20 protein-coding genes and 2 pseudogenes are annotated in these 26,642 nt (G+C 58.6%); 10 read left to right on the top strand and 12 right to left on the bottom strand.

Annotation, left to right across the window (positions count from 1 at the left end; translation table 11 throughout):
• Positions 1 to 3: 3 nt before the first annotated feature.
• Positions 4 to 187, top strand: a pseudogene (locus ACVWZF_RS11120) (hypothetical protein); the annotation flags it as partial.
• A gap of 57 nt (positions 188 to 244) precedes the next feature.
• On the opposite strand, the gene ACVWZF_RS11115 reads toward ACVWZF_RS11120, so the two are convergent.
• The 5 genes from ACVWZF_RS11115 to ACVWZF_RS11095 form a co-directional block, all read right to left on the bottom strand.
• Complete coding sequence (locus tag ACVWZF_RS11115) at positions 245 to 1,132, bottom strand: ABC transporter substrate-binding protein (protein ID WP_011434267.1); 888 nt, start codon at positions 1,130 to 1,132, stop codon at positions 245 to 247.
• 32 nt (positions 1,133 to 1,164) lie between these two features.
• Positions 1,165 to 2,496: an energy transducer TonB gene (locus ACVWZF_RS11110; protein WP_011434268.1), complete on the bottom strand. Its 1,332-nt coding sequence runs from the start codon at positions 2,494 to 2,496 to the stop codon at positions 1,165 to 1,167.
• A gap of 46 nt (positions 2,497 to 2,542) precedes the next feature.
• Entirely contained in the window at positions 2,543 to 4,966 is a 2,424-nt protein-coding gene (locus tag ACVWZF_RS11105) for a TonB-dependent hemoglobin/transferrin/lactoferrin family receptor (RefSeq protein ID WP_238376808.1), read from the bottom strand.
• Between the two features lie 70 nt (positions 4,967 to 5,036).
• On the bottom strand, positions 5,037 to 5,870 hold the full coding sequence (locus ACVWZF_RS11100; RefSeq protein ID WP_011434270.1) for an ABC transporter ATP-binding protein: 834 nt from the start codon (positions 5,868 to 5,870) through the stop codon (positions 5,037 to 5,039).
• A complete protein-coding gene (locus ACVWZF_RS11095) occupies positions 5,867 to 6,910 on the bottom strand; it encodes a FecCD family ABC transporter permease (RefSeq protein WP_457411463.1) in 1,044 nt (347 codons plus the stop codon). The genes ACVWZF_RS11100 and ACVWZF_RS11095 overlap by 4 nt, the downstream gene beginning before the upstream one ends.
• Positions 6,911 to 7,376: 466 nt before the next feature.
• Here ACVWZF_RS11095 and mutS point away from each other — a divergent pair, with 466 nt between their 5' ends.
• Positions 7,377 to 10,052: a DNA mismatch repair protein MutS gene (mutS, locus tag ACVWZF_RS11090; protein ID WP_457411457.1), complete on the top strand. Its 2,676-nt coding sequence runs from the start codon at positions 7,377 to 7,379 to the stop codon at positions 10,050 to 10,052.
• Between the two features lie 12 nt (positions 10,053 to 10,064).
• Here mutS and ACVWZF_RS11085 read toward each other — a convergent pair whose 3' ends face one another.
• Positions 10,065 to 10,643, bottom strand: a complete 579-nt coding sequence (locus ACVWZF_RS11085; RefSeq protein ID WP_457411455.1) for a cofactor assembly of complex C subunit B — start codon at positions 10,641 to 10,643, stop codon at positions 10,065 to 10,067.
• A 583-nt stretch (positions 10,644 to 11,226) separates the two neighbouring features.
• On the opposite strand from ACVWZF_RS11085, the gene sigC reads away from it, so the two are divergent.
• A complete protein-coding gene (gene sigC / locus ACVWZF_RS11080) occupies positions 11,227 to 12,327 on the top strand; it encodes an RNA polymerase sigma factor SigC (RefSeq protein ID WP_414332157.1) in 1,101 nt (366 codons plus the stop codon).
• On the opposite strand, the gene murJ is transcribed toward sigC, so the two are convergent.
• The 6 genes and pseudogenes from murJ to ACVWZF_RS11050 all read right to left on the bottom strand — a co-directional run bounded on the left by murJ (position 12,324) and on the right by ACVWZF_RS11050 (position 18,897).
• Positions 12,324 to 13,970, bottom strand: coding sequence for a murein biosynthesis integral membrane protein MurJ (gene murJ / locus ACVWZF_RS11075; RefSeq protein ID WP_457411453.1), 1,647 nt, complete (start codon positions 13,968 to 13,970; stop codon positions 12,324 to 12,326). The genes sigC and murJ overlap by 4 nt on opposite strands.
• 46 nt (positions 13,971 to 14,016) lie before the next feature.
• Positions 14,017 to 15,259: pseudogene (locus ACVWZF_RS11070) on the bottom strand (RNA-guided endonuclease InsQ/TnpB family protein).
• A 252-nt stretch (positions 15,260 to 15,511) separates the two neighbouring features.
• Entirely contained in the window at positions 15,512 to 16,342 is an 831-nt protein-coding gene (locus ACVWZF_RS11065) for a HEAT repeat domain-containing protein (RefSeq protein WP_457411452.1), read from the bottom strand.
• 33 nt (positions 16,343 to 16,375) lie between these two features.
• On the bottom strand, positions 16,376 to 17,233 hold the full coding sequence (locus ACVWZF_RS11060) for a phycobilisome rod-core linker polypeptide (protein ID WP_011434279.1): 858 nt from the start codon (positions 17,231 to 17,233) through the stop codon (positions 16,376 to 16,378).
• 469 nt (positions 17,234 to 17,702) lie between these two features.
• A complete protein-coding gene (locus ACVWZF_RS11055) occupies positions 17,703 to 18,185 on the bottom strand; it encodes a globin family protein (protein ID WP_011434281.1) in 483 nt (160 codons plus the stop codon).
• Positions 18,186 to 18,378: 193 nt separating this feature from the next.
• Complete coding sequence (locus ACVWZF_RS11050; RefSeq protein ID WP_011434282.1) at positions 18,379 to 18,897, bottom strand: globin family protein; 519 nt, start codon at positions 18,895 to 18,897, stop codon at positions 18,379 to 18,381.
• Between the two features lie 637 nt (positions 18,898 to 19,534).
• Here ACVWZF_RS11050 and ACVWZF_RS11045 point away from each other — a divergent pair.
• The 7 genes from ACVWZF_RS11045 (at position 19,535) to ACVWZF_RS11015 (ending at position 26,432) form a co-directional block, all read left to right on the top strand.
• On the top strand, positions 19,535 to 20,146 hold the full coding sequence (locus ACVWZF_RS11045) for a CpcT/CpeT family chromophore lyase (RefSeq protein ID WP_457411451.1): 612 nt from the start codon (positions 19,535 to 19,537) through the stop codon (positions 20,144 to 20,146).
• Positions 20,147 to 20,485: 339 nt separating this feature from the next.
• Complete coding sequence (locus tag ACVWZF_RS11040; protein WP_457411449.1) at positions 20,486 to 21,463, top strand: hypothetical protein; 978 nt, start codon at positions 20,486 to 20,488, stop codon at positions 21,461 to 21,463.
• 58 nt (positions 21,464 to 21,521) lie between these two features.
• Positions 21,522 to 21,998, top strand: a complete 477-nt coding sequence (locus ACVWZF_RS11035; RefSeq protein WP_041436850.1) for a hypothetical protein — start codon at positions 21,522 to 21,524, stop codon at positions 21,996 to 21,998.
• 232 nt (positions 21,999 to 22,230) lie between these two features.
• On the top strand, positions 22,231 to 24,303 hold the full coding sequence (locus ACVWZF_RS11030) for an argonaute PAZ domain-containing protein (RefSeq protein ID WP_238376813.1): 2,073 nt from the start codon (positions 22,231 to 22,233) through the stop codon (positions 24,301 to 24,303).
• Positions 24,304 to 24,373: 70 nt separating this feature from the next.
• Positions 24,374 to 24,562 (top strand): hypothetical protein, encoded by a 189-nt coding sequence (locus tag ACVWZF_RS11025; protein WP_414374286.1) that lies wholly within the window; start codon positions 24,374 to 24,376, stop codon positions 24,560 to 24,562.
• Between the two features lie 129 nt (positions 24,563 to 24,691).
• Positions 24,692 to 25,927, top strand: a complete 1,236-nt coding sequence (locus tag ACVWZF_RS11020; RefSeq protein ID WP_011434288.1) for a LolA-like protein — start codon at positions 24,692 to 24,694, stop codon at positions 25,925 to 25,927.
• Positions 25,928 to 25,934: 7 nt separating this feature from the next.
• A complete protein-coding gene (locus tag ACVWZF_RS11015; protein WP_414329981.1) occupies positions 25,935 to 26,432 on the top strand; it encodes a bis(5'-nucleosyl)-tetraphosphatase in 498 nt (165 codons plus the stop codon).
• Positions 26,433 to 26,642: the final 210 nt, after the last annotated feature.

The raw sequence follows: 26,642 nt of genomic DNA, 5'->3' as shown, positions 1-26,642 counted from the left end.
ATGTTCAGTACGGATTACTACCAGTTGATCTTTCTGTTTACTTTCGAGTCTGCCAACATGGTAGCCAAAGCAAAGCAGAAAATTGGTAGTAAGACGACACGGAAACTGCGCTTTGGGTATTCTACTCAAAGCTTTGCGGGATACCGCCATTCTGTTTGGAAACAAACAGAATGCTATCGCTGCATAGTTGAACAGTGATGTTCAGCAGTGTTCAGCGTAAATGTATCAGACACTCCAAGTCCGTTCAAAAAATGCGGGCTAACTGCTCGCAGGCAACTCTAATTTTCTCCAAGCTACCGGGATTGACCAAGCCGTAGTAGTCAAATCCATAAACTTTCCCAGTTTGGACGGCTTGCAACCGATTCCAAAAGGGGCGGGAACGGAAAAACGCCAAGGGATCCGCCGCCTCCGGGTTGACCACCAGCAGAACTTCTGGGTTGGCTTCCAGGATGCGCTCTGCCGAAAGGGTGACGTAGCCCCGAAAAGGCCCTTGGCTTTGCAAGGTAGCGGTGAGATTGTCCGCGCCAAAGCGTTCCAGCAGATCCCCGGCCCAGCTTTGCCGGTTGGGAGAAAGAATCGGCTGGGTGCCCACCAAGAGCAAGGTTTTGGGTCGAACGCGGGGCAGTTCCTGGGGCAAAAGGGATCCATACTGCCGCAGCAAGGGATCGGGATCCGCCCCCAAAGCAGCAGCCAGGGTGGCAATCGTCTCTTCCAAAGCAGCCCAACTGTCCACGCGGGTGAGGTAGGTGGGGATCCCCAGCTCCTGCAGCCGTTCTGCCAGAGCCTCGTGAAAGCCACTGGCCCCCACCACCCAGTCCGGTTGTAGGGCCACAAGCTGCTCCAGGTTGGGTTGGTTGCCCAGCCCCAGGCGGGTCAAGCCTTGGAAGCGGGGATCCTCCTCCAACAAACGACCGGCAGGGATCCCCACCAACCTATCGGGGGCCAAGCGATAGAGGATATCGGCAGTCAAGGTGGTGAGGCTGGCTACCCGACGAAAAGGACTCTGTCTCGCTGACAGGAGTGGCTCCTGAGGGATCCGACCTTGGGCTTGGGCCAAACGCCCCATTCCCCAGGCCCCCACGCTGGCCAGACCAAAGGCGAACAGTTGACGGCGAGAAAGACGAGACAGCATAGACAATCTCCAAAACAATTCCCAAACAGCAATCAATTGAGGGTGAACTGGATGGGCACCACCACCCAAGACTCGATGGGGGCGTTGTTTCTCAAGGCCGGGCTGAATTCCCACCGCTGCACCGCCTCCTGCGCTGCCCTATCCAGGGCGGGAAACCCACTGGAAGAGGCGATCTCCACCTGCTGCACCTGCCCCTGGGCATTGACCTTGGCCCGCAGCAGCACCTGCCCCTGTTGGCCGAGACGGCGAGCTTGAGGAGGGTAGGGGGGCGGAGGATTGCGACCGGGGATCGGGCGGGCCAGGATGTCCGGCTGAGGATTGGCAGCCACTGCCGGTGGGGAGGGGCTGGGGGTGGGAGCCGCCGTTCCAGGTGTCGGGGCAAAGGAATGGAGTTGAGCTGCACCTGTCCTGCTAGGTGTCCCGGTTTCAGGATCCCTTGGCCCCAATCTGCTCTCGCTGCCGGGGGAAGGCGGAGCGGCGGCAGTCTTTACGCTGGAACGGATCCCTTGGATCAAGGGGGTAAAGCGGGGCAGAGGGGTGCTTGAGGTAACCGGGGCGGAGGTGAGTGGAGTCGCTGTAGAGGTGGGGGTAACCGCCGGAGTTGGGGTGGGCTGTTGTGGCGGAGGAGTGGGTTGCGGGGTGGCTGTCGGTAATGGGGTCAGTGGAGGAGTAGGGGTGGGTTCTGGCTTTGCCGTGGGAATGGGTGTAGGGGTCGGTGGAGGCGTAGGGGTCGGAGTTTGCAGGGCCAGCAAAGATTCAGCCTCCGGGATGGCTGGCATCTCGATCTCTTGGGGCACAGGCTCCGGTGGGGATAGATCGTCTGCAGGGGGCGATTCCGGGGCCGGGCCGGGCGGCTCTGCTGTTGGCTCTGGTGGGAGAGATTCTATGGATTCTGAATCCGGTTCGAGCAACTGTGGCTCGGGATCCTCCAGCAAAAGCGTGACTGGGATCCGGAGTTCTGCGTCTGATAAAGGCCGGGATCCCCACCAAGCCAGCCCCAGCAGCGCCATCAGGTGCAAGAGGAGGGAAATCAACCCCTCCCGGCGCAGCGGTCGGGGATCCCTGGCTCGCAGGTGGAGGACGGTCCCCGGCGGATCTTCCCCCTCCTGGCAAGCTGTCCAGAGGGCAGCCCAGCTATAGCCGGCCACCCAAGCCTCTTGCAGCAGCTCCTCGGCACACTCCAGCCAGCCGCTCTCTCTTGCGCCAGCCCAAAGCCACAACGCCAACCAAGCCAGCCCCGCCTCCCAGGCCATGCCCGCCTGCTGCCAATACCACCCCTGCAGTCGCCACAAAAGCTGGGGACAGGACTTCCGAAGAAGAGAGAGGGATCCCTTGGGGGTGCGGGCAGGTGGCTCGGCAAGCATCGGTTAGAGCAGGATCCAGAGTAAACACGGCCTCAGGTCTTGGCCCCTAAAACCGGGTGGAAAAACTGAGCGCAGCATGCCGTCCCGGCTGGGCCCGCCGTTCCACTTCAGGGCCGACAAAGAGAGAGCGGGTTTCGGAGTAGAGAAAATACTTTTCATCAAAGAGATTGAACACCCCGAAATTCAATTGCCAGTTGTCGTCCAGGTTGTAGTAGCCCAGCAGATCCACCACGGTGTAGCCCTTGGGCACAAACGGAATTTGAGGTGGAGCGTTGGGGTTCGGTTGCACTACCTCCCGTTGCGGGTCGCGGGGATCCGCCACCAGCGTGGCCACCAACCTGGCTCCCCAGATCTGGCTGGGATCGTCGTAGTGCAGTCCCAGTACTGCCGTCAGTGGCTCAATGGAAAGGAGGGGTTTGTTTTCGGTGAGGTTATCCCCCACCGCCCAGGCAAAGCTGCCATTGAGGCTCCAGCCGGTCAAATCGGGGCTGAAGAAGTACTGCCCGGTGGCTTCTACACCATAGATGCGGGCCCGACTGACGTTCTGGCTCTGAAAGAGAGTCACCGGTGGAGGTGGCGGGCTCCCTGGCGGGCCGGGGGGTGAAGGCTCGGATCCCACCTCCCGGAAAGCCTCGATAAAGTCGTTGTAGGTGTTGTAGTAGGCGGCCAAGCTAAAGCTGGCCTGGGGGTAGATCCCCCGCAACCCCACTTCAAAGCCTTGGCTAGTTTCCGGTCGCAAGTTGGGATTGGAAAGGGTGCGGTAGCGGAAGAAGGGGCTGACCAGGTTGGTGAAGCCGCTGTTGATTTCGTTGTACTGAGGGGCCCGAAAACCGGTGTTGTACTGGGCCGTAAAGGTGAGGTTGGGATTAATCCTCCACACCAGGCCCACCTTGGGAGAAATGGCATCGGCAAACAGGCTGGCGGCTTCTGCCCCACTTTTCAAGAAGGCTTCGTCAGGGCTGGGGGTGAGGCGGTAGGTGTCGTAGCGGATGCCGGGGATGAGGGTAAAGTTGCCGCCCCCAAAGTCGATCTCATCTTGCAAATACAGCCCAAAGCGCACGGTATCGGAGTCGGGAAAATCTTTGGTGGGAAAAGTGTCCGGGGGGATGTTTTGGGTGACTGCCCCGGTCAGCAGGTTGGTTTGGAAGCGGTTGCGGGGACGTTCGTTGCGGGTGGTGGAGATCTCCATTCCATACACCAAGCGGTGGGAGAGATCCCCGGTTTGGAAGCGGCTCTGGGCCTGTACGCTGGCTCCCAGAATGTTGCTGACCAGCTCGTTGAAGGTATCCCGACGCACAGGCACGGGCCGACCTTGTACCGTGAGGGTGCGTTCTTCCACGCTGGGCTCCTGGGTGCGGGCCGGCTGGTAGTAGATCTGGACGGTGGCCAGCTCAAAAGCGGGGGTATCGGGGTTGGCGTAGCGATATTCCAAGCTGAGGCGGCTGCGCTCGGTCTCAATGGTCTCCCTGAAAAAGCGGATGCCGGGATCCAGGTTGCGGGGCGAAAAGGTGGTGGTGGTGCGGTTGTGGAAGTATTCCGCCGTCAGGGTGAGGCTGTCAAAGGGACTGAAGCGATAGACCAGCTTGGCCAGAACATTGTCTCCCTCCACCGTCTGCCGATCCTTGAAACTGGGATCCGCCTGGATATCCGGCTCTCTGGCGTCGCGGCGAGTGTAGATGAGCAGGGCCTCTAAGTTATCCTGCCGACCCGCCAAGCTGAGGGTGTTGACGTACCCTTGGTTTTTGCTGTCGTACTGGCTGGACAGGCCCACATGGCTGTCCCGTTCCCCCAGCAGATCGGCTGGATCCAGGGTGGTATAGGTCACCACACCCCCCAGCGCGTCGCTGCCGTAGAGGGTGGAGGCGGGGCCGCGGATAATTTCTACAGTTTTCAAGGCCTCCAGCTCAAAGGTATCCCGGCCAATGGTGAAGGGGCCGAAGGAAAATCGCTCCGGCTGGCGGATCCCATCCACCTGGATCAACACCCGGTTGGCGTCGAGGCCGCGGATGTTGAAGTCCTGCAGGCCGTAGCGAACGCTGCGCCGCACGCTCACCCCCGGCTCGTAGCGCACCAGATCCTGAATGTTTTGAACCAGCTCCCGCCGCAACCGCTCCCGGTCGATGACGGTAATGCTGGCGGGCGAGTCGGCCAAGGTGCGCTCGGTGCGAGTACCGGTTACGGTGACCTGTTGCAGGTTAAAGATCGGCGTGCCTTCCTGCTGGAGAGCCCGAAGCTCGGCCTGTAGCCGCTCCACCTCTGCCTGATCCCCCCGCTGGCGGGCAGCTTCGATTTGCGCCTTCAGCTCCCTAATCTGCTCTGGCAGGGTGGTCGGTGCAGGGGTGGCCTGGGCCAACAGCGGCGGAGTTGTCGAATCAGGGATCCGGGCATTGGGCTGAGCCTGGGACAGGGATCCCCAGCCCACTCCCAAACTCAACCCCAAACTCACCACCCGCCACCAACGACCGTTCATGCGCATAACCTCTCAGACTCCTCAAATCCACCCCAGGAAAAACTCACTGCAAAACCGGACAAACCCTCCCTCAGCACCCTGACACCGGCAGGGAGAGGAGCCTTGCTGCCGCTGGAGCTGTGCTGCGCAGGGGGCAAAGCTGTGGCCCTACCGGAGTCGAGATCCACTCCACCTCCAGGCCAAACACCTGTCGCACCCGGCTGGGGGTCAACACCGCCAAGGGAGACCCCAGGGCCTGCATCTGGCCGGATCCCAGCAAGGCAATCTGCTCGCTGTAGCGAATGGCCAAATTCAGGTCGTGCAGCACCGTAACTACCGTCAGGCCCTGCTCCTGCTTCAGCCGTTGCAACAGCTCCAGCAGCTCCAGTTGGTGGCGCAGATCCAAAAAGGTGGTGGGCTCATCCAACAGCAACACCTGCGGCTCCTGCACCAAAGCCAGCGCCAGAAAAGCCCGTTGCCGCTCTCCCCCCGAGAGGGTTTCCACCCGCCGCAGCGCCAGGGATCCCAGTCCTGCTTGCTCCAGAGCCCACTCCACCCGCTGCCGATCCGCCGGCGTCAACTGCCACGCCCACCAGGGCTGGTGGGGAGAACGCCCCAGACTCACCAATTGCCGCACCGTTAGCCCTGCCGGGAGCCGCTGCTGCTGGGGCAAAAGAGCCAACTGCCGGGCCACCTGCTTTGGAGTGAGTTGAGCGTGCAGATCCCGACCGCCCAAGTACACGCGCCCAGCTTGGGGAATCAGAACCCGACTCAACAGTCGCAGCACCGTCGATTTGCCCGAACCATTGGGGCCGACAATGCTCAGCCATTCCCCCTGTTGCACGCTGAAGCTCACCTGTCGCACCACCGTCCGGGATCCGTAGCCCCCGCTCAAGTCCTCGACCTGCAGGATGGGCTCTCTCATCGCCCCGCCCCCTGCTGCCGCAGCAGCCAGCCGAAAAAGGGAGCCCCCATCACAGCGGTGACAATCCCCACCGGCAGCTCTATCGGGCCCAAACGGCTCAGGATGTCGGCACCGCTCAGCAGGGTCGCCCCTGCCAAGGCAGAAAGGGGCAACAGCCAGCGGTAATCGGATCCCACCCCCTGCCGCACCATGTGGGGCACCACCAAACCGACAAAGCCGATCACCCCCCCCACACTGACAGCGGTTGCCGCCAGCCAAGCCGCCACCAGACCAATCACCACCCGCGTCCGCGCCAGAGGGATCCCCAAGCTCACCGCCATCTCTTCCCCCAAGCTCAGCAGGTTTAAAGCCCGCGCCTGCCCCCATCCCAATCCCAAGCCGACCAGGATATACGCCCCGGCCACCTGCACCTCTGGCCAGCCCCGCCCGCTCAAGCTGCCGATCAACCAGGTGAGAGCCACCTGCACCCGGTCATCTGCCATCAACAACAAGGTGGAGCTAATGGCCCCAAACAGGGCGCTGACGGCCACCCCCGCCAAGATCAGCCGCTCCACCGCCAGTCCCGAGGGAGTACGCGCCAACCCGTACACCAACACGGTAGTCAGCACCCCGCCCACCCAAGCGGCCAGGGGCACCCAAGCCGTCCACTCTCCCAAGGTGAGCAACCCCACCGCCGCCAGGCCCGCCCCCGCCGAAATGCCCAGCAGGTAGGGATCCGCCAGCCCATTGCCCAGCATCCCCTGCAACAGGGCCCCTGCCATCCCCAGAGCCGCCCCCAGCAACTGGGCCAAGAGCGCCCGCGGCAGCCGCAACTGCCAAACAATCGTCTGCCGAATGAGATCCCCCTGCCCCCACAGGGCTTGCCAGAGTTCTGAGAAAGTCATGGGAACGGATCCCAAAGCAATCGAGACCAAAAGTACTAGGAAAATGAAACTCAATAGCAAACAGGTCAAACCGATTGGCGAGAGCAGCCGCTTTCTTTGCCCCCAGCCTCTGCCCCCCTCAACCTCTGTATACGGACACTCGCGATCGACCAGCACCGGGAAAACCTCTCGAGCTTTGCCCAGGAAGAGAGCCTTCTGGGGCCAAGAAACCCCCTCCGCCCGCAAGGGAGGGATGGAAAACCCAGCCAAGTTGGCCAGGCCTCCCTCCCGAGCTTTATTGAAAGTCAAACTCAACAAAACGTAGTCGCTAGAATAGCAAGGCTTCTTGGATGTTGCAAGTCAGTTTCAATAGCTTGTGCCTAAATTTCTCCCTCTTGCGCTTCAGGGCTTTTGGACAAGACCGGGCAGCGCCTCTGCCCAGCCATTCAGAATTACCTCAGGGGGGATCCAACTACCCTGAGCGAGGTCATGGCAACCAACCGCGAAATGGGAATCAGGGGAGAAGGGCTGGGGAAACGTCTCAAACTTCATCTAGACCTGGATCTAGAATGGCCCAAGCTGGTCGGCCCGAGTTGGCTAGACTCCGAACCTTCAGCCCATTGCTTGCCCACGTTTTGATGCCATGAGTTCTTCCGCCGAGCCTACTTGGGATGCCTTAGAGGTGGATCCCGCCCTGCTCACCCCCATGATGCAGCACTATGTGGAGCTGAAGCGGCAGTATCCCCACGCCATCTTGCTCTACCGCCTGGGGGATTTCTACGAGATGTTCTTCCAGGACGCCCAGCGGGTGTCGCGGGAGCTGGAGCTGGTGCTCACCGGGCGGGAAGCAGGGGCCATAGGGCGGGTGCCCATGTGCGGGATCCCTTACCATGCTTTCGACCGCTATGCCGCCCAGTTGGTGGCCAAAGGCTATGCCCTGGCCGTCTGCGACCAGATGGAGCCGGCAGATCAGGCCAAGGGCTTGGTGCGGCGGGAAGTAACACGGGTGATCACCCCTGGCACCGTCCTCGAAGAAGAGCTGCTGCAGGCGCGGCAGAATAACTACCTGGCGGCCATTGTGCAGCTCAAAGGATCAAGGCAAGCTCCCTGCCGCTGGGGCCTGGCCTACGCGGATGTCTCCACCGGCGAGTTCTGGGTGTGTCAAAGCGAGGGGCAAGAGCAACTGGAGCAGGAACTGGCCCGGCTACAGCCGGCAGAGGTTTTGCTGCCCACCGAGGAGGGGCTGGGACTAGGCCTCATCCGTCCAGGGGATCCCCAGAAGCCCCTGGGTCTCCCCAACCAATACGCCTATACCCTGCGCCCAGCCGAACCTTTTGAACTGGCGGTGGCGCGGGAGAACCTCATGCAGACCTACGGCCTGCGCTCTCTGGAAGGATTGGGCTGCGAGGGGCTGCCCCTAGCTATTCGAGCGGCGGGGGGGCTGTTGCACTATTTGGAGGAGACGCAAAAGAACCTAGTGCAGCCCTCTCCTCAGGGGGGCCATCCGCTCCTGCGTCCCCCTCGCACCTATCAGCTCACGGATTACCTCATCTTGGATCCCCAAACCCGCCGCAACTTGGAGCTCACCCAGACCATCCGAGAGGGGGCTTTTGTCGGATCCCTGCTCTGGGTGCTGGATCGCAGCCGCACAGCGATGGGGGGGCGCACTTTGCGGCGCTGGTTGCTGCAGCCTTTGCGGGATTCGGAGCAAATCCGCCTTCGCCAAGACACCATCCAAGAGCTTTTGGAAAACCCTTCTCTGCGGGCCCGCCTGGGATCCCTTCTGGACTCTCTGTACGACCTGGAGCGGCTGGCCAACCGCGTCGGATCGGGCACCGCCAACCCACGCGAGATGGTGGCCTTGGGATCCTCCTTGGGCAAACTGCCCCAGTTGGCCGAGCTGGTGGCTGAGGCCAAAACCCCCCTCCTGCAGAGCCTACAGCAAGTGGATCCCGCCCTGGTTGAGCTGGGCCAACGCATCGAGCACACCCTCCTGCCCTCCCCTCCCCCTGTGCTCACCGAGGGGGGCCTCATCCGAGCCGGCGTGGATCCCGAGCTGGACAGGCTGCGGCAGCAGGTGGAGCAAGACCGCCAGTGGGTTGCCCAGTTGGAAAAAAGCGAGCGCGACCGCACTGGGATCCCCACTCTCAAGGTGGGCTTCAACAAGGCCTTCGGCTACTACCTCAGCATCAGCCGCGCCAAGGCCCACCAAGTCCCCAAAGAGTACATCCGCAAGCAAACCCTGACCAACGAAGAGCGGTTCATTACCCCCGAGCTCAAAGAAAAAGAGGCCCGCATCCTCACAGCCCAAACCGACATCAACCAGCGGGAATACGAGCTGTTTGTGCAGTTGCGCCAAGAGGCAGGATCCCGGGCCGAAGCCATCCGCCAAGTGGCCCAGACCCTGGCTGCCGTCGATGCTCTGTTTGGCCTGGCGGAAGTGGCCGTGCAGCAGGGATACACCCGTCCCCTCCTCACAACAGACCGCCGGCTCATGATCGAGGAGGGTCGCCACCCGGTGGTGGAAAAATCCCTGCCTCAGGGCCTATTTGTCCCCAACTCGGTGCAGCTGGGATCCCCCCACGGCCCGGATCTCATCGTCCTCACCGGGCCCAACATGTCCGGCAAGTCCACTTACCTGCGGCAAATTGGGCTCATCCAAATCCTGGCCCAGATGGGCAGCTTTGTCCCCGCGCGGCGGGCAGAGTTGGGCCTCTGCGACCGCGTATTTACCCGCATTGGCGCTGTGGACGATCTGGCTACCGGCCAGTCCACCTTCATGGTGGAAATGAACGAGACCGCCAACATCCTCAACCACGCCGGCGAGCGCTCCTTGGTGCTGCTGGACGAGATTGGCCGAGGCACCGCTACCTTCGATGGCCTCTCCATTGCCTGGGCGGTGGCGGAATACCTGGCCACTCAGGTGCGCGCCCGTACGGTCTTTGCCACCCACTACCACGAGCTCAACCAACTGGAGACCTTGCTGCCCAACGTGGCCAACTTTCAGGTGGTGGTCAAGGAATTGCAAGATCGCATCATCTTCTTGCACCAGGTACAGCCTGGGGGGGCAGATCGCTCCTATGGCATCGAGGTGGGACGCATGGCTGGCCTGCCCCAGCCGGTAATCCAGCGGGCCGAACAGGTGCTGGCCTTGGTGGAAAAACACAGCCGCATCGGCCTGGGCTTGAGAAACCAAGGGAAAAGCCAACCTGCCCAGAAGAACTGCAAAAAAGAGCCCGCTCCCAATCGCAGCCCCGATTCCGCCGTTGGGGATCAACTGTCTTTGATCCCAGCACCTCTCTCTCCCGATTGGCCTTAGACTCCCCTACCCCTAATCCAGATCCCGTTCTTGTAACCCCAGGGCTGCAGCCAGCCCATCCAGCTCATCCCGATGCCCCTCCACCCACAGGTGGGATCCAGAAGCCGTTGGCGTTCGTTCCCAGGACGAGAGCGGGACAGAGTCCTCGTCGGCTTCCTGCAGTTTCAGGCGGATTTGCTCCGGGCGTTGGTTGCGCTGCCGGTAGTACCAACCCGCCCAGGGGGAGGCCAGCACCAACATCCAAGGCCAAGCGCCCCACCCCGGCTCAAGGGTCTGCAGCACCAAGACCAAACAGGCCAGCCCCGCCCCCGCCAGCCCCGTCAAAAAAAGGGCCAGCCCCACGCTAGCCTGACCCTGCCCTGCAAAGGTGGCGATCCCCTCGGCATCGGCGGACTGGAGACGATAGCCGCGCCCTTCCAAGTGCTCCCGTAGAGCGGATCCCATTTCCTCCAGGCTGCGACTGCTGAGATAGACGCGAGTCTCAACGCGATCTTTGCCCGAAGCTCGCAGGAAAAAGAATAGACCGATGGCCAATAGAGTCGTCAACGCCAAGGTTGAAACCTTTTCCCCCGTCAGCGGGGCTATGGCCAACCCAAGTGCCTGAGCAGAGCCCAGTCCGCCCAGAGGAAGGGGGTTGACCTGTTCGGGGAGTCTGGCTCCCCCACAGCTGGGTGGGATAGGTGAATGGGAACAGTTCATCGAATAGAATCGAATAGATTGGAATAGGCAAAGCAATCTACACGCTACCTTTGAAGTTTAGACCCTCTAGGATGGATGGGTTACTTCCCCCAAGGACGACCTGCCGGGTTTACCCTGAGGACCTGAGGACAATACGCTTTTTCGCAGTGGCGGTGACGGTTGAACTGGGGGGATCCTACGCTGGCTCTCATGTCTCTGGGCTGAGAAATGCAACTATAATTAAGTTATGATAAGGGGCTCACGCTCTCCGTGTGACCCCTCCGCTGCTACTTCAGCCTTTCCCTATGGGGCATGGGCAGGAGGTCCGGTTGAGGAAGAGGTCAATGTATGATTTCCTCTGACTGCTGTAAGGCGTTGAGCAGGCGCGAAGTTACCGTTGGGGAACACTTAAGCTTAACTTGCTCCACATCACTGACCATTCCTCTCTCAGCCCACTGAACTGCCTACCTCTGTCGCTACATCAGCAACACCCTACATGTCTAACTACGAACCCGAACTCAACGACATTTTGTTGGATGGCCCCGCCGATCTCCTCGATGCTGCCGAAGAAGCAGAGGTGGATCTGGCCGATGGCGAGTTTCTGGAAGAGGAGCCAACCCGCCGCTCCACTGATCTGGTGCGCCTCTATTTACAGGAGATTGGTCGTGTTCCTCTTTTGGGGCGCGATGAAGAGGTGGCCCTGGCCCAAAAAGTCCAAGACTACATGAAGCTCTTGGATTTGCGCCTGCGCCTGCAGAAAGAGTTGGGACGGGATCCCACTCTTGCGGAATGGGTGGCCAAGGCTAACCAGTACCCCGAGTGGGCGCAACTGACCCCTGAAAAGCTGCAGCAGATTCAGCGAATTGGCAAGCGTGCCAAAGAGCACATGATCAAGGCCAACCTGCGCCTGGTGGTGTCGGTGGCGAAAAAATACCAAAACCGCGGCTTGGAGCTGTTGGATCTGATCCAAGAGGGTACGCTGGGCCTGGAGCGAGCGGTGGAAAAGTTTGACCCGAAAAAGGGATACCGCTTCAGCACCTACGCCTACTGGTGGATCCGGCAGGGCATTACCCGCGCCATTGCCACCCAAAGCCGCACCATCCGCCTGCCCGTTCACATCACCGAGAAGCTGAACAAGATCAAAAAAGCGCAGCGCAAGCTCTCCCAGGAAAAGGGCCGTACTCCCACCATCGAAGACATCGCCTCCGAGCTGGAGATGACGCCGCCTCAAGTACGCGAGCTGTTGGTACGGGTGCCCCGCTCGGTTTCTCTGGAAACCAAGGTGGGCAAAGACAAGGACACCGAACTGGGGGATTTGCTGGAAACTGACGACATTTCTCCAGAAGAGACCATGATGCGGGAAGCCCTGCATCGCGATCTACAGCAGTTGCTCTCGGATCTCACCAGCCGCGAGCGGGATGTGATCCGCATGCGTTTCGGCTTGGGGGATGGGCGCACCTATTCGCTGGCGGAAATCGGTCGCGCCTTGGATCTGTCGCGAGAGCGGGTGCGGCAAATTGAGGCCAAAGCCCTGCAGAAGCTGCGTCAGCCGAAGCGACGCAACCGGGTGCGGGATTACCTGGAAGCCATCAGCTAGTTCCGGCTTGCCCACTGGCTCCCCCAGCGTCCTACCCGTTTCCGCAGTCGGGCTGCTGCCCACTCTACTTCTGGGATCCGCAGGTAGAGAGCTCCGGCGGCGAACAAGCTTAGACCTAAACCCGCGGCCAGCCCGGCCCAAATGATGGCGGTGAGCAGGGGAGACCCCACAATCTCGTAGGAGCGCAGTTGGGTCCACAGCCAATGGCTCAGTCCCCCGGCCAGGACGGTGCTCCCCAGCAATGGCAGTAGGGCTTGTCCCATCTCCCGCCAAGGGATCCCTGGCAGGCGCTGGTGGAGGCGGATCCCCAGTCCGATCACGGCTATCAGGTTGACGCCGGCGGTGGCCAGGGCAATGCCCGGCGCTCCAAAAGCCTGCAAAAATAGAAAGTCCAGTAGGGCATTCAGGCCAATGGCCATGCTGCTAATGCGCAGAGGCGTAGCCCCATCCTCCAGGGCATAGAAGATCCGCACCAGCACATCCCGCAGCAGGTAACCGGTCATCCCCAGACCATAGGCCATGAGTAGGGCTGCCACCTCTTGTGTCACCTCCGGCGTAAAGCGCCCCCGCTGGTAGGCCACTTGGACAATGGGCTCGGCCAAAGCCACCAACAGCATCGACAGGGGCAGGGTCACAATTGCCGTAAGCATCAGCCCTTGGCGGATACGCTGGCGCAGCTCCGGCCAACGGGATCCATCCCCTGCCAACTGGGCATAGAGAGGCATCAAGGGCACCAGCACCATGTTGGAGAGGATCCCCAGCGGCGTTTGTACCAGAAGCTGGGCATATCCCAAGTTGCCGATGGTGCGATCCCCAGGTACGAAAGAGGCAAAAAACAGATCCACATAAACATTGATGTGGATCATCCCGGAGGAGATCACCGCCGGCAACATCAGCAAGCCCACCGCCCGTACCTGCGGGGATCCCCACTCAAAGCGCAGGCGCGGTCGCCCCAGCCCTAACCGCATCTGGAGCGGAATTTGGGCCAACCATTGGGCAATGGCCCCGATGAGCACGCCCCAGGCCAGCAAAGTTGGGATCCCCGTCCATCCCAGCGTGACCAGGATCCCGATCACCGCCAAGCTGGAGATCAGCGGGCTAAGGGCAGGCAAGGCGTAGTGTTCGGCAGCATTCAGCGCTCCAAAGCCGATGCCAATCCACCCCGAGAGCAAGGCCAAAGGGGCCATGATCCGCAGTTGCGCAGCGGCCAGAGCATGGACTTCGGGGCTGGCTCCCGGCGCATTCAGGCGCACCACCCAGTCCGCTCCCCACCAAAGGCCCAAGCTGACCAGCAGGAGCAGGCAGCCTACCAAGGTGGAAATGGATTCCAGCCAGGCAGCCGCATCCTCCCTGTCCCGATCCCGCTGCTTTTTGAGGACACTGACGATGGCGCTGTGAAAAGGGCCGTTGATCCCTCCCAGCAGAATCAACAGAAAACCGGGCAGGATGTAGGCTACCCCGAAGGCGCTGTACTCCGGCCCCGAGCCATACACTGCTGCAATCAAAGCTTGGCGAACGAAGCCTACGCCCTTGCTGAGCAAGGTCGCCCCGGCCACCAAGCCCGCCACCGACATCAACGAACGGGATGGCCCTGCTGAAGGAGATCCCCCAGGGATCTCTTCCTGAGTGGCAGACTCCTCCATTACCTTGTGTCCTGCACCCCAACCACTGCCTCAACAACAAAGTAAACTACCCGACTCCGACCGCTAAAGCGGTACGGAGCGGGCTTTCGGTAGCCCTGCAGTTGGCAAGCCAACCACGAACCTCTAGGCTGGTTTACGACAGCCCCCAAGAGCGCAATCACATTCGCACCATTCAAATCCGCATCCCCTTCCCATCCACAGTGCCCACACTTGAACGACTTGCCACTGCGGTAGGATTGCGCAGGATCGGGATGGATGTGTAAACACTTGTGACAGGTCTGCGACGTGTAGGCGGGCGGAACAAGAATCAGAGAAACCCCTGCAACCCTCGCCTTGTACTCCAGAAACTGACGTAGTTGGTAGAACGCCCAACTGTTGGTCCTACGCCGCTCGGCTTTGCTGCGTGGCTGTTGATTGACCCTTTCCCGGATCCCTGTCAGGTCTTCCAGAGCAATAGCGCTGTTGGTAGCTTTTGCCCTAGAGACAATAGCTTTGGAGATGCGATGATTGACCCACGTTTTTGCTACGCAACGCTGACGCGACTGAAAGCGTCTCTCCTTGCCAGACAGCCGTTGCAACAGTTCTCTGCATCTGCGCCGCGAACTGCGGGTGCCCTTACTGGCTTTGCGTTGGAGTACCGCCCTCAGTCGGGAGTAGTGGTCTCGGACTCTGTTCAACTGCTGTCCATTCCAGTTGTCCCCGTCTGACGTATGGGCAATATCTGTCCTTCCAAAGTCCACCCCGATCACCTTGTCGGTATCTTGTTGCTTGGGTGGCTTTTTCTCTACGCAAATCTGGATGTAGTAGGAGCCATCCTTCCGCTGGACTAGGGTGGCCGATTTGGGGTTAGAGCCAGCCAGCATTCCCCTCTGGTAGTTACCAATGGCTAGCTCAAAGCGTTCTCTCCCTTCAACCGTGGTCAGCGACACCGTCCAGTCTTTTTGACGGAACGAAAAGATGCGAGCGTCGTAGGTAACAAAGCCGCTCTTAAACTCCTTGACGGGACGCTTTTTCTGCTTAGCCACTTTGCGGGAACCCGCTACCCGTCTGCACACCTGTTGGTCGCGTAAGCGGGACGTAGTCCTTGCCAAGTTACTGGACAAGCCAAACCGGGCTCGAATCTCGTAGTAGCAAAGGGATTGCAGCTTGACCGCGTTGACGATCTTCTCCGGCGTGTTCTGGTTGACCCAATTCAAGGCTTGGCCAAAAGCCTCCAAAGTCGCGTCCAATTTGGCGGCTTGCGACGGGGACACCTTGAGCTTGCAGGATATGGTCAGGACTTGGCTCATAAGTTCATTGTACTTCATCAAAGCGCATTCCTCCCGGCACTGACCCTACGGGTACAGTGCGGGGCTCCTGCGATTTCTAGCTGAGGCAGTGCTACAGCCACGGAGCCCAACCGTGGTGCCGAGCGGACAGATTCTGACGGCTTTGAATCGCTGCAGAGGGATGCACAAACTCATGGGCAATGCCTTGATAGGTCAGTTGCAAAGGACTCCGTCCCGCTAATGTGAACAGCAAGGGCCCAGAAGCACCACCGCTCACAGCAGCTCGTCGATCAGCCGGAGCACCTGGTGCAGCTCAGCACCGGGGATCCTTTGATGTTGTTCCAGGTTGATCTCCACCAACTGTTTGAGGGCGAGGAGCTTCAGGTTGACCTCCACCGCCGCCACCGCAATGGCTTGTGCTGCCGGCAAATAGCCACTGGCCCCCAAATCCAAAAGGGCAGCCCGCCGCAGATGGATGTTGTCGTGATCCAACACCGACAGCAGGCGCTGGGCAAAGGCCGGATCCCCGGTGAGACGATAGCAGGCCCGCGCCGCCGCACATTGCAAGCGAATGGAAGTGTGCTCTAGGTAGGGACAGATTGGCTCCAGAGCAGCGGTCACCTGCAGTTGTCCAAGAGCCTCGATAATGGCCTCTAGGGCGGCCTGGGCTTCCGTCTGCAGTCCTCGCTCCACAAAGCGCAGCCCTTCTAGCAAAGCGGATCCCAGCTTTTCCACTTCGTCGGGATCCCTATTGAGGTTGTTGGCAAGGGCAATCTCAACCAGCGCCTGGGCAGCCGCTGCCACCACTTGGCCATCAGAGCAAGACAAAGCCGCCTTCAGGGGAGGGATCCCGGCGAGGGATCCCAGTTTACCCAAAGCACGAGCAGCGTTGCGCCGCAGCGGATATCCCCCTTGAGCGGTGCGATCCGTTTCATCGGCCAGGGCCTCGATCAGGGCCGGGATCCCTTCGGCAATGCGCATGCGTCCCAGCCACCAAGCGGCATAGTAGCGTTCCCCCGGATCCCCGTGGCGCAGCTTGGCGATTTGTCCAGCCGGGGTGAGATCCACCGACGGATTGGGATCCAGAGGAACAGCAGTGGTCATGGAATCAACAACGGAGAGGACACCGAGAAGGGATTAAGCGCTGCGGACACTGACGATCTTGGCGCCCGATTTGAGCAACCGCTGCATTGTTGCCGACAGTTGATCGGCAGAGACGAAAATCTGCTGGTTGGATTTGCGCACTCGGCTGGAAGTGGCCAGCGCCGAAGGCGGATTCAGCAGTCGGGTCACTTCCACACAGAACATGCGATCCGACTGGCCCGTTGGCGGCCCCAGGTGTTTGGAAATGGGGCTGGGCGGCAGCAGGCCCCGCACCCCAATGCGGCGAATGGCCGGGGTAAACCCGGTGGCCAAAGGCATCATCAAACGGGGTCTGGGCCCTTGGGAGCGATCGTTGTTGGCGTAGCCCCCGTAGAGAGCGAAGAGATTGGTAAAGTCGCGGGTGGAATGAGCCTTGCGGTATTCAAACCCACGCGGGTAGGGGACGATGTTGTCTCCAAAAGCTTCTAGGTATTCTGGGCTGTCGATGTAGGAATCGATCTCCGCGCTGTGGCCGCCAGATTGGTAGATGTCCAAATGGCGGGCGATGTCTTTGGGGCTGGTGGGAGCGCGTCCCAGCAGATGCTTGAAATTGAGCTCGATGGCCCGGGTTTGCGAGTTGGGGTAGAAAAACCGCTTTTTGTAGGCTTCGGACTTGGCGATCAATCGCACAAACTCCCGCACCGTCAGGCTGCCCTGGCGCAGCAGCGATTCCGCACTGGCTAGCTCCTTCCTATCGGCCCCAAACAAATGGTCGTTGCCCAGCACCTGACGGTAGATGGCCCGCAGCACCGCATTGAGCTGATCCTGGCTGGCGTTGGGGCGCAACTCCAGTGGGGTGGTCTCCGTAATGCCCCGGATCCCCATCCGGCTTGCCGCTGTAATTGCACTCATGCTAATTCCCCCGATTGAACTGAATGGACACAGATTGAGAACAAGCTTGCGTTTAGGGTCATTTCGATTCAAGCTAGGACATTGCACCCACACCTAAAGTGTTGGTTGCGTCGTCGCGTCGGCGTTGCGGAGCAATAATGCAGGGGGCCAAAAGGCTTTTCAAGGACTCCGTCCCGCTGGCGCGATCAATAGCCCAGGCGTCTCACCCTAGCCTGAAACGACTGTAGAAATCGAAAACTAAAATTAGAAATCAAAAATCGGCAGCCCCAAGCTGCAGAAGAGCAACAGTGGCGCCTTCCTATTGGGGAGACTGATCCGCAAACCCACGTGGTCAAACGTATCTCTCCGCAACGTAGCAGGCTCACCACCGTTGCCCTCAACAACCTTCCCTCGCCATCCCCCCTGGTTTATGGGATGAGCCAACTGGCTAGCCGGCGTCGCCCTTTTAGAGGGATCCCAAGCCAAGGGTTTAGCTGAGCGCGTTGATGGCGTAGTCGATGTAGGTGTTGGCCTCGGTGGCCGCTTGCCCGGTCAGGCCGTGGTTGGCTTTGATGTAGCGCAGGGCTTCGATGAACCAACTGGGGGAGAGCTCAAAAGCGGCGTTGATTTCGCGGATCCCGGCCAACTGATACTCGTCCAGAGGACCGGTGCCACCGGCTACCAAGCAGTAGGTGATGTAGCGCAGGTAGTGGCGCACGTCACGGGCGCACTTGTCCTTGCCAGCTTGGGTGTGGCACTGCCCACCGGGTTGGGTGGTGTAGGGGAACTTGGCGTAAACGGCTTCGGTGGCACCGCGCACCAGCTCGTCGGCACGGCTGCTCAGAACTCGGGCGGCTTCCATGCTGGCGGCAGCCCGCTGAAAACGGCCATTGATGGCCTGCAATTCGCTGTTGCTCAGGTAGCGCCCTTGGCTGTCGGCAGTGGCGATGGCGTCAACAATTGGGGTTTGCATGATTCAAAACGCTCCTTTACTTAACTCAAGCTCAATGCAAAAAACAAAGCAAAAGATTCAAAGTCTCAACTGCAAAATCGCTGCAAAACAGGTTACTTTTCCAGGGATCCCCTGCCAACCCGAGTTGTCTTAGATCCCAGAGAGGTCTTCATAACTGGATCCGGACACAACAGAAACTTCAGTCCACAAGGGATCAAACCACAGCAGCGGCAGCGCGATCGAAGTAGGATTCGATTTCGGCAATCAGAGCGCTGCAGTCACCCCGGGTGATGCCGTTGGGGTCGTTTACCACCGCCACCGCAGCCTTTTTCATCTTTTGGATGCCGTTGGCCACTGAGCTGCCGGGGGTGCCCAAGGCTTGATAGGTTTCCCGCAGGCCGTTCAAGCAGCGCTCGTTCAGCACACTGGCATCTCCGGCTGCCACTGCGTAGGTGATGTAGCGGAGAATAATGTCCATGTCCCGCATACAGGCGGCTACGTTACGACTGGGGTAGGCAGGGCCACCGGGAGCGTTCAAATTGGGCTCCTCGGCGAACAACTGACGGATGGCATCGGTCACGATCTTGGAGGCATTGCTGGTGAGGCGGTTCACAGCATCCAAACGCTTGTTCCCCTCAGCAATTACCTGCTGGAGAGCGGCAAACTCGTTCTCCCCCAAAAAAGCGCCTTTGGAGTCAGCTTGGGCAACCACTTTGCCAAATACATCGTTCATGGTTTTGAATCTCCCTAGCGAAAGTAAAAGAGGTTATGAATCCACATTCCCTGCAGCGGACAAGAGAGCACCTGCCGGCCAGGAATGCAACACCGCTTGGATCCCCAGTGCCGAGAGGTGCTGTTTAACTCACAGAACCGCCGACGGGATCAAAGCCGATAGAACCAAGATGAGCAAGCGAAGCTCGCCCCCAGAGCCAGGCCACCATCTACAGGATCGGACTTGGACAAGAAGCCTCAGCCGCTGCTGGCAACCTCAACTGGCAGACGAGGAGAAGCTGGCTCGCCTTGTTTCCAGTCTTTTTCTACCGCGAAGGCAAGAAGCGATGAAATCAAAAAATGTAAATCGGCTTTACCTCGCGCAAAAGGTCTTAGATCGGTTTCCAACCTGCTTCCCATCTCGGATCCCAGGCTGTTCTCCCTGTCCTTCGCGGGAGTAGTTTTTTACAAAAGAGAATGTTTCTTTGCCTAGCTTTACAACATGAACAAAGATGTCAGCCCCGATCGCGGCTTTGCAGCTTGCAAGGGATCCATTTTCAGTATCGGAGCGAACATTCTCATAAAGGATACATAATTTAACACTTGATTCCCTAAGATTTTCGGTACACACCTTTTACAGAAGTTCTGGATGCCCGCTTATGCCTATTGGGTTGGATCGCACTCCTTCCCCAGAGCTGCTGCAGATGGCGCGTTGGCTGGCAGGAGACTTCAGCAACCAAGAGCAAGCCTGGGAAAATCCACCGTTTTTCGCCCAGATCCGGGTGGCCTATCGCCCCTTGCCGGCCCACGTTTTGGGCGGGATCGGCTTTTATGTGGAGCAAGCCTACAGCGGCCATTTGGAGGATCCCTATCGGCAGGCGGTGGTGGAGTTGACTCAGGCGGGCGATGGGATCCTGATTCGCAACTATCGCCCTTTGGAGCCGCAGCGGTGGCGGGGCTGTGCTCGGGAGAGGGCAGACCAACTGAGTCAACTGAGGGCTGCCGATCTGGCCTATCTAGAGGGGTGTGATGTGCAGGTGAAGAGGCAGGGATCCCTCTTTGTCGGCGTGACGGAGCCGGGGTGCCGGTGTTGCGTGGTGCGCAACGGCCAAGCCACCTATTTGCAGACCACCTTGCACCTGAGCGAGAGCGAGTTTTGCAGCCATGACCGAGGGATGGATCCCATCACCCACCAGCAGGTTTGGGGAGCCCTGGCGGGCGCTTTTCGCTTCCAAAAGGTAGTCGATTGGCAGGCAGAGCTGCTGCTGTAGGCTTCGGCCCAGCCAGCCCTGCAACCCCACAGTTGACGACGGTATTGCGCACTCTCCCTCAGTCGGCCTTGTGTACACTGTCTTTGGCCGGGATCCAATATTGCCGCGCGATGCTTCCGGGTTCGAGCATGCTGGCAATGGGAATGTTCTTTGCCGCTTGCAGACAGGATACGCTCCTTATCGGCTTAGTGTGGGTGTTCAATGCAGGCGAGGTCGGGCCCAAAGGATGAGCCACGGTCTGGGTGGGCTTGGCACAGCCCTTGGGGAATGGTGATCGCCCTGGTTGGGATCTTGACCTTGCTGCTGCTCGGTGCCGGCTGTTCTGGCCAGGGGGAATCTGTGGCTTCCCCCCCTGCGTTGATCCCTCTCCCGCCTCAGCCGGGAACCGAGTCGATTCCCATGCCGGTGCGCACGCTGGGCAACAGCCGCTTTAAACTGCTGGGCTTGAACGTGGGGGTGGCCGGAGCCGGTGCAGAGTTGCTCCTGGATACGGGCTCGGCAGGTTTGCGCATTGTAGCGACGGCGGCAGGTCGCTTTGGCCTGGAACGGACGGGGATCCCTTCCACTGTGACGTTCGGAGATGGCACGCAATTTATCGGGGTGTTGGCCCGCGCCCCCTTCAGCATAGGAGGGATCCCCAGTCGGGAGCCGGTAACGATTCAGTTGATCGACCGGATCACCTGTGTGGACGCCCTGGTGGCCAGTTGTTCAGAGAACTTGTTTGGAGAAGGGCGGCCCTTCGCCGGGATCCTAGGCACGTCCTTGGATGAGCGCAGCCCCGACCGCGAGCTGTTTAGTCCGCTCACCCGCCTTCCGGGCAATTTCCGCTCTGGGTACATTATTCAAACGGGGGGCTTCAACTCCACCCAGGGCCTGTTCACGGTTGGCCTAACGGCTGCCAACACCGTCGGCTTCAATTTCCGGCAGTTTCCCCAGGTGGGAAGCTTTCCCGACGGCACACCCATCTGGCGGGATGAGGCTTTGCAAGTGGCCTACAGCATCAGCAACACTTCTATTCAAAATGCTCTCAGCCCCACCGTTTTTGACAGTGGTTCTTCCGACATTTTTCTCAATGTCAGGCTGTTGGGGGCAGCTCCCTTCTCCACCTCGACCTTACCCCCTGGGGCAGAGTGGCGAGCTGTGCTGGAGGGGGCTTTTGACTACCGCATTCGGGTTGGCTTTCCCATTACGCCCAGCCGGGATCGGATTTTCGTCAACGGCAACCAGGGGGTGCAACTGTTGGGCATGCCGCTGTTTTTCAATATCGACGTTGCCTTTGATATTGAAGGCGGTCGGATCGGCTTTCGCCTACGTTGAGACGAAGTTGTTTTCAACATCCAAAAGCATTGGGATCACTTGCGGAGAAGAACTTGCCATGTTCGGCCGAGCCTTGAAAACCGGGAACAGCACGCTGCACAGATGGCCTTGGGTTTGGGGACTGCTGTTGTTGTGTTGGTTGGGGCTAGGTGGGCCAGGGTGGGCCGTGAGCTTAGGGGATCCCTTGCCCGAATGGGCACAGCCCATGCCGGTGGGGCGACAGCGCTTGCGGGGGGTGGAGCAATACCGAGGTCAAGAGCAGATCCGCGCCTATGGCAACGAAGCGGGACGGGTGTTTTGGATTCAAATCCACAGTCATTCAAACTTACCCCCGGATTACCGGGAGTACTTGGGCGAATACCAACACTTTCCGGTAGAAGTCGTAGAAGTGGTGCCCTTGCGAGCCCGACGGCTGCGCTTCCGCCAGGGGGATCGCAGTGCTGAGTGGCAGGTGGTGGGCATGAGCGGTCGGTTTCAGGCGGAGGCGATCAGCAGAGATTTGGCTCCGCCAGGGTTGTTTGGAGATCCCTCGTGAAGAGCAGGAGAATTAGAGCTTATCCTAGAGATCCTAGAGAGAAACTTGAAACTAGAGTCTGCCAATGAATTTACTCCAGAAGAAAGTTGAGGTTACTCTTAATCGCTTCTTCGTCAAGGAGCTAACTCAAGAAGAGCTCACCTTCTATGAGTATAGTTGCAGGCCAAACCCTCTTCCAGATCTAGGAGAGGAGCAGAGGGCTCTCTCCAAGATTTGTAATCAGCTAGGTGTAATGGCTGTTCGTCTGGGAAATCGCATCATAACCCGAGAAAAAGTTCCGGCCAGTAAACTCAAAACAGAGGAATGGGAGTTGGAAGAGCTTGGTTCTAAGGCTCTAGATTGTACAGACCCTACAGAGAGACAGGCTCTAGAAACTTTCGAGCGCAAGAAACTAGATTGGAGTCTAAGATCTAAGTACAAAAGAACAGAGATTGAGCGATCAACAGGAGGAGGATTGATCTGGTGGGTTACGGGTCTGGAAGGAGTAGAACGGATTGAGGACTCGGAAGGAGTAAAACCACTTTGCGGAGATGGGTGGGAGGTTCACAGAGGAAGAGAGCTAGACGTTGTTATTAGACAAGATAAGAAGCTCTATCTAGAGATCGACATCCGATACCATTTCTACAGCCCATGGACGCTGCATGAGTGGCTGGAAAATTACCCAGATGTCTCAATTGAAATTGTACGAAACACATACAGGACAAAAAATAATAAATACCCAACTTGGGAGTATCGAGGCATTATTTCCAATCAGTCGCCAAGGGAAGTATGGTTAGCGGAGCTAAACACTAGCTTAGCGGATTATCATGTACAGAAGTACGGAGCAACTCCAGAAGAAGTTGATGGCTCTCTGGTGGTTCAAGTGGTCTCGAGAGAACGCAATTTCAGACAAAAGGCAGAGCCTATCCTTCATCTATCGCGGAGACTGTCGCCTGTTTTAACTTTGGAGATGCTAGCAAGTATAGAAGATCAAAGATGGACTGGCAAAAAAGTTAGCTCCTTGGTTAGCGAGCACATCAGAAAAAGTTTAGAAGAGAGATTGAAAGAGTCTAAAGAGACCGCAAAAACTATTATAGAAAATGTCTACAATATTTCTGACTTTCAGGCTGATCCCCTAAAAGCAGAAGGATACATTATGCCAAGTCCAAGGCTATTGGGGTTTGGTCATAGACAAGTCCAAAACCCCGCGAGAGTTAGGTACCAAGGATGTGCAAGAGTTGGCGAGACAAAGTTTGGACTTCTAAATCTTGACGATAATAAACGTGAGTATCCTACTGAGGTTCGCAAGTGCCTACTTGAAGTAGCTAAAAAGAGCGGAGCAAGAGTTGAAATAGACTTTTACGCAACCCGTCAAGATTTGCCTGAAGGCGACCTTGCTCAACAGAGGTTTTGGCAAAGCTGGGCCGACAAAGGGATCAAAACCGTTCTGGTTGTCATGCCCTTGTCGCCTAATGAGCACAAGCAAAAGATCCGCTTGCAAGCACTTCGAGCAGGAATAGCAACTCAGTTTATGATTCCTGGAGCTGACCCCTACAAAGCTCTAAATGTCGTACTAGGACTTCTGTGTAAAGCTGCGTGGCAACCCGTGTTGCTTGAACCCCTCGATCATCCTGAGTGCTCCGAGCTTACCATTGGTTTTGATGTGGGGACGAATCGAGAGCTTTACTACGGAACCTCTGCCTTCGCGGTACTGGCCAATGGTCAAAGCTTAGGCTGGGAGTTGCCCGATATACAAAGAGGAGAAACTTTTTCCGGCGAGGCAATTTATCAAACCGTGTCCAAGCTCGTCAATAGATTCTACAACAAATTTCATCGATACCCTAGAAAGGTTCTTTTGATGAGGGATGGCTTAGTTCAAAGAGGCGAATTTGATAAAACAATTGAGGAACTAAGAAAAGAAAAGATTGCTGTGGATATTGTTGGAGTGCGCAAAAGTGGCACAGTCAGAATGGGAAGAGAGGAAAAAGGAAGCTATAGAGACGCTGCAATGGGCACTGTCATTTTTGACCATGAACGAAGGTCATTTATGCTCGTAACAAGCCAGCCCATTAAGAAGTCCTCGGTGCCAATTGGCAGCGCAAGACCGCTGCGAGTTGTCCATGAACACGGCAACACTCCTTTGGAAGTTCTGGCTATACAAACTTACCATCTCTCCCAGCTTCATCCCGCCAGTGGTTTTCAAGCCTGTAGGCTTCCTTGGGTATTGCACTTTGCCGACAAAAGCAGTAAAGAGTTCCAGCGCATTGGCAACAGCATTTTTAGTGTGCTGCAGAACATAAACCGAGAGAAGTTGATTGCCGTCTAGCCAAGGGAGGGGATCCCCACCTGCCGGCCTTGCTAGGATTGGGGGGGTGGTTGGTGTTGCGGCTATGGAGATGAATGAGGTCTGGAAGACCTTTCTGAGCAATCCTGTTCCGTTCTGTGGCGGTTTTCTCAGCGGCCTGCTGCGTTTGGATGTGAAGCAAGATCCGCTGCGCAGTTGGCTGGAGTCCCAGGGGCTGAGGGTGGAGGAGCCCCCGCCTTCCGGTCGCTCCGACGGCCCCCAATCCATTTCCATTGAATAGGCGTACTCAATCGGCGGGCAGAGAGTAGGGATCCCTTCCGAACGCTTTCTCTCAGGTGTGGGAAGCGCTCTGATCCGGGCACAAGCAGCGACAAGAAGGGCAGCAAGAGCGGTGTTGCGAGGTGAGCTGATGTTCCCTGAGCCCTCCCAATTTAGGAAGCGGCAGGGATCCCTTCGAGGCTGGGGCTATCTCGGCGGGGTGGTGTTCCTGGCAACGGGACTGGTCGGTCTGCCGTCAGGGGATCCAGCCGTGGCCCAATCGGCTCCCTCTTCTCTTGCCAGCCCTAAGCAGGATCCCCAAGCTTGGCTGGAGCGCTACAACGCCGCTCTAGAGCAATTGCCCCCTTTGCCCAACTTGCAATATCGCCAGCAGGTGCGGGTGGAGGGATCCCAAACCTTCACAGCCACGTTGGATGTGCTCTACCGCCGCGACGGCAGTTGGCAGGCTTGGGTAGCCGAAGGGGATCGCATCCGCCTCTTGGATTCGCGCCAATTGGAAGTGGTGAACCAGTCGGATCTGCTGCAGCTGTACTCGGTGTATGTGAGCCGACCGGAAGCCCTCTTGCCCTCGGTGAGCTTTTACTTGAAGGCGGATCCCAGCCGCTACCGCGTCCTCTCCTCAGAACGGGTGGATTTGGCTGGATCCCCTGTCCAGCACTTGCGCCTAGAGCCCATTCAGGAAGGCCAGTTGCGGGAGCTGTGGCTGGATCCGCAGTCGGGGCTGCCGCGGCAGGTGTTGCTGTTTTTGTCGGGGGTGTGGGGGCAGGCCTATGTCCTGATGGGGTTTACGGCGGTGCCAGCTCCCGAGGGAGGGGAGCGCTACTGGCTGCCGGAGAGCACCCGCATCAATTTGGGCTATGGCTTTTGGACCCTGGAGGGCCTGAACCGCCGCGTGTTCAGGGGATCCCTGTCCATCCAGCATGACTACCAGGACTACCGCATTTTGCCAGAAGGGACGCAGTTGCGCTTTTTGCCTTCGCAGCCGCCGGTGGATGCGCCGCCGGTGGTAGCCGGCCTGCCGGGGAGCGCTCCTCAAGCGGAGTTGGGAGATGTGCGGGCCTTGGGAGTGGATGAGCAGGGCAACCAGCAGTTCAGCATTGGCCTGGGCCGGCGCTCCAGCCCGGACAATTCCTTGGAAGACCGAATCGTTGCTTTCAACCTAACCCGACCCACCAGCCGCAACGCCCTGACCCAAATCGATACTTTAGCTCTTTTGCCTCTGGGGAATGGCCAGTTGCCCATCTATCTCTTCCAATTCGACACCGGTCGCCCCCTCTCGCCCCTGCAGGGGGTAGAGCGCCCGCAGGTGGATCCCAACGAGGTCTTCGCTCCTAAGCCGCCAGCCATCAAACTCTTTGGAGATTAGCTCCCCAATGCTGATAGATGCTGCCTATGGGGTGATCCCCATCCTGCCCCACCCACCCGCCCAGGAAGCTCCCAGACTGGGCTCTTCTCATTTGTATCTGCTCATCCAGCACCAGAAGGGGCATTGGGCTTTCCCAAAAGGGCACAAGGATAGCTCCGAAAGCGACCTGGAGGCGGCGCAGCGAGAATTGCGAGAGGAAACCGGCTTGACCGACTACCAGCTTCTGACCCTGCCCGGCCAGTCTGACCCTTTGACGCTGCAGGAAGCCTACACCTTTACGGATCCAGAGGGGAACCGAGTGGCCAAAACCGTTACCTACTACGTGGCCTTGCTGCCGCCCCAATTTCCTCCCCCTGAGCTACAGGTGCAACCAGAGGAGGTGGCCGCCTACCGCTGGTGCTCCTACCCCGAAGCCTTGGAGCAGATCAGCTTTGAAGAAAGTCGGCAACTGCTGCGCCGCTGCCAAGCCCACCTGGAGCAGCTTTGGAAATTGGAGAAGACCTAAGTTCCGTATTTTTACGGAAGAGGTTTATCGGGGTTACCTTTATTATCTTGTCCTGCAGGCTTTCCGTGGGAAGTTCCCGAGTAAGAAAGCCAGCAGACAATCTGAGGGCTAGCCTTCACCTTTAGAGATTGGCTGATGAGCAATAGTCATCGATCTCCCCAGGAGGAGAGTTTTTCTGAATACGGATTGAACGCTGAAACTGCCTTTGAG

The sequence above is a fragment of the Thermostichus sp. OS-CIW-30 genome (assembly GCF_054060215.1).
This window is presented reverse-complemented; position numbering and strand designations above follow the sequence as displayed.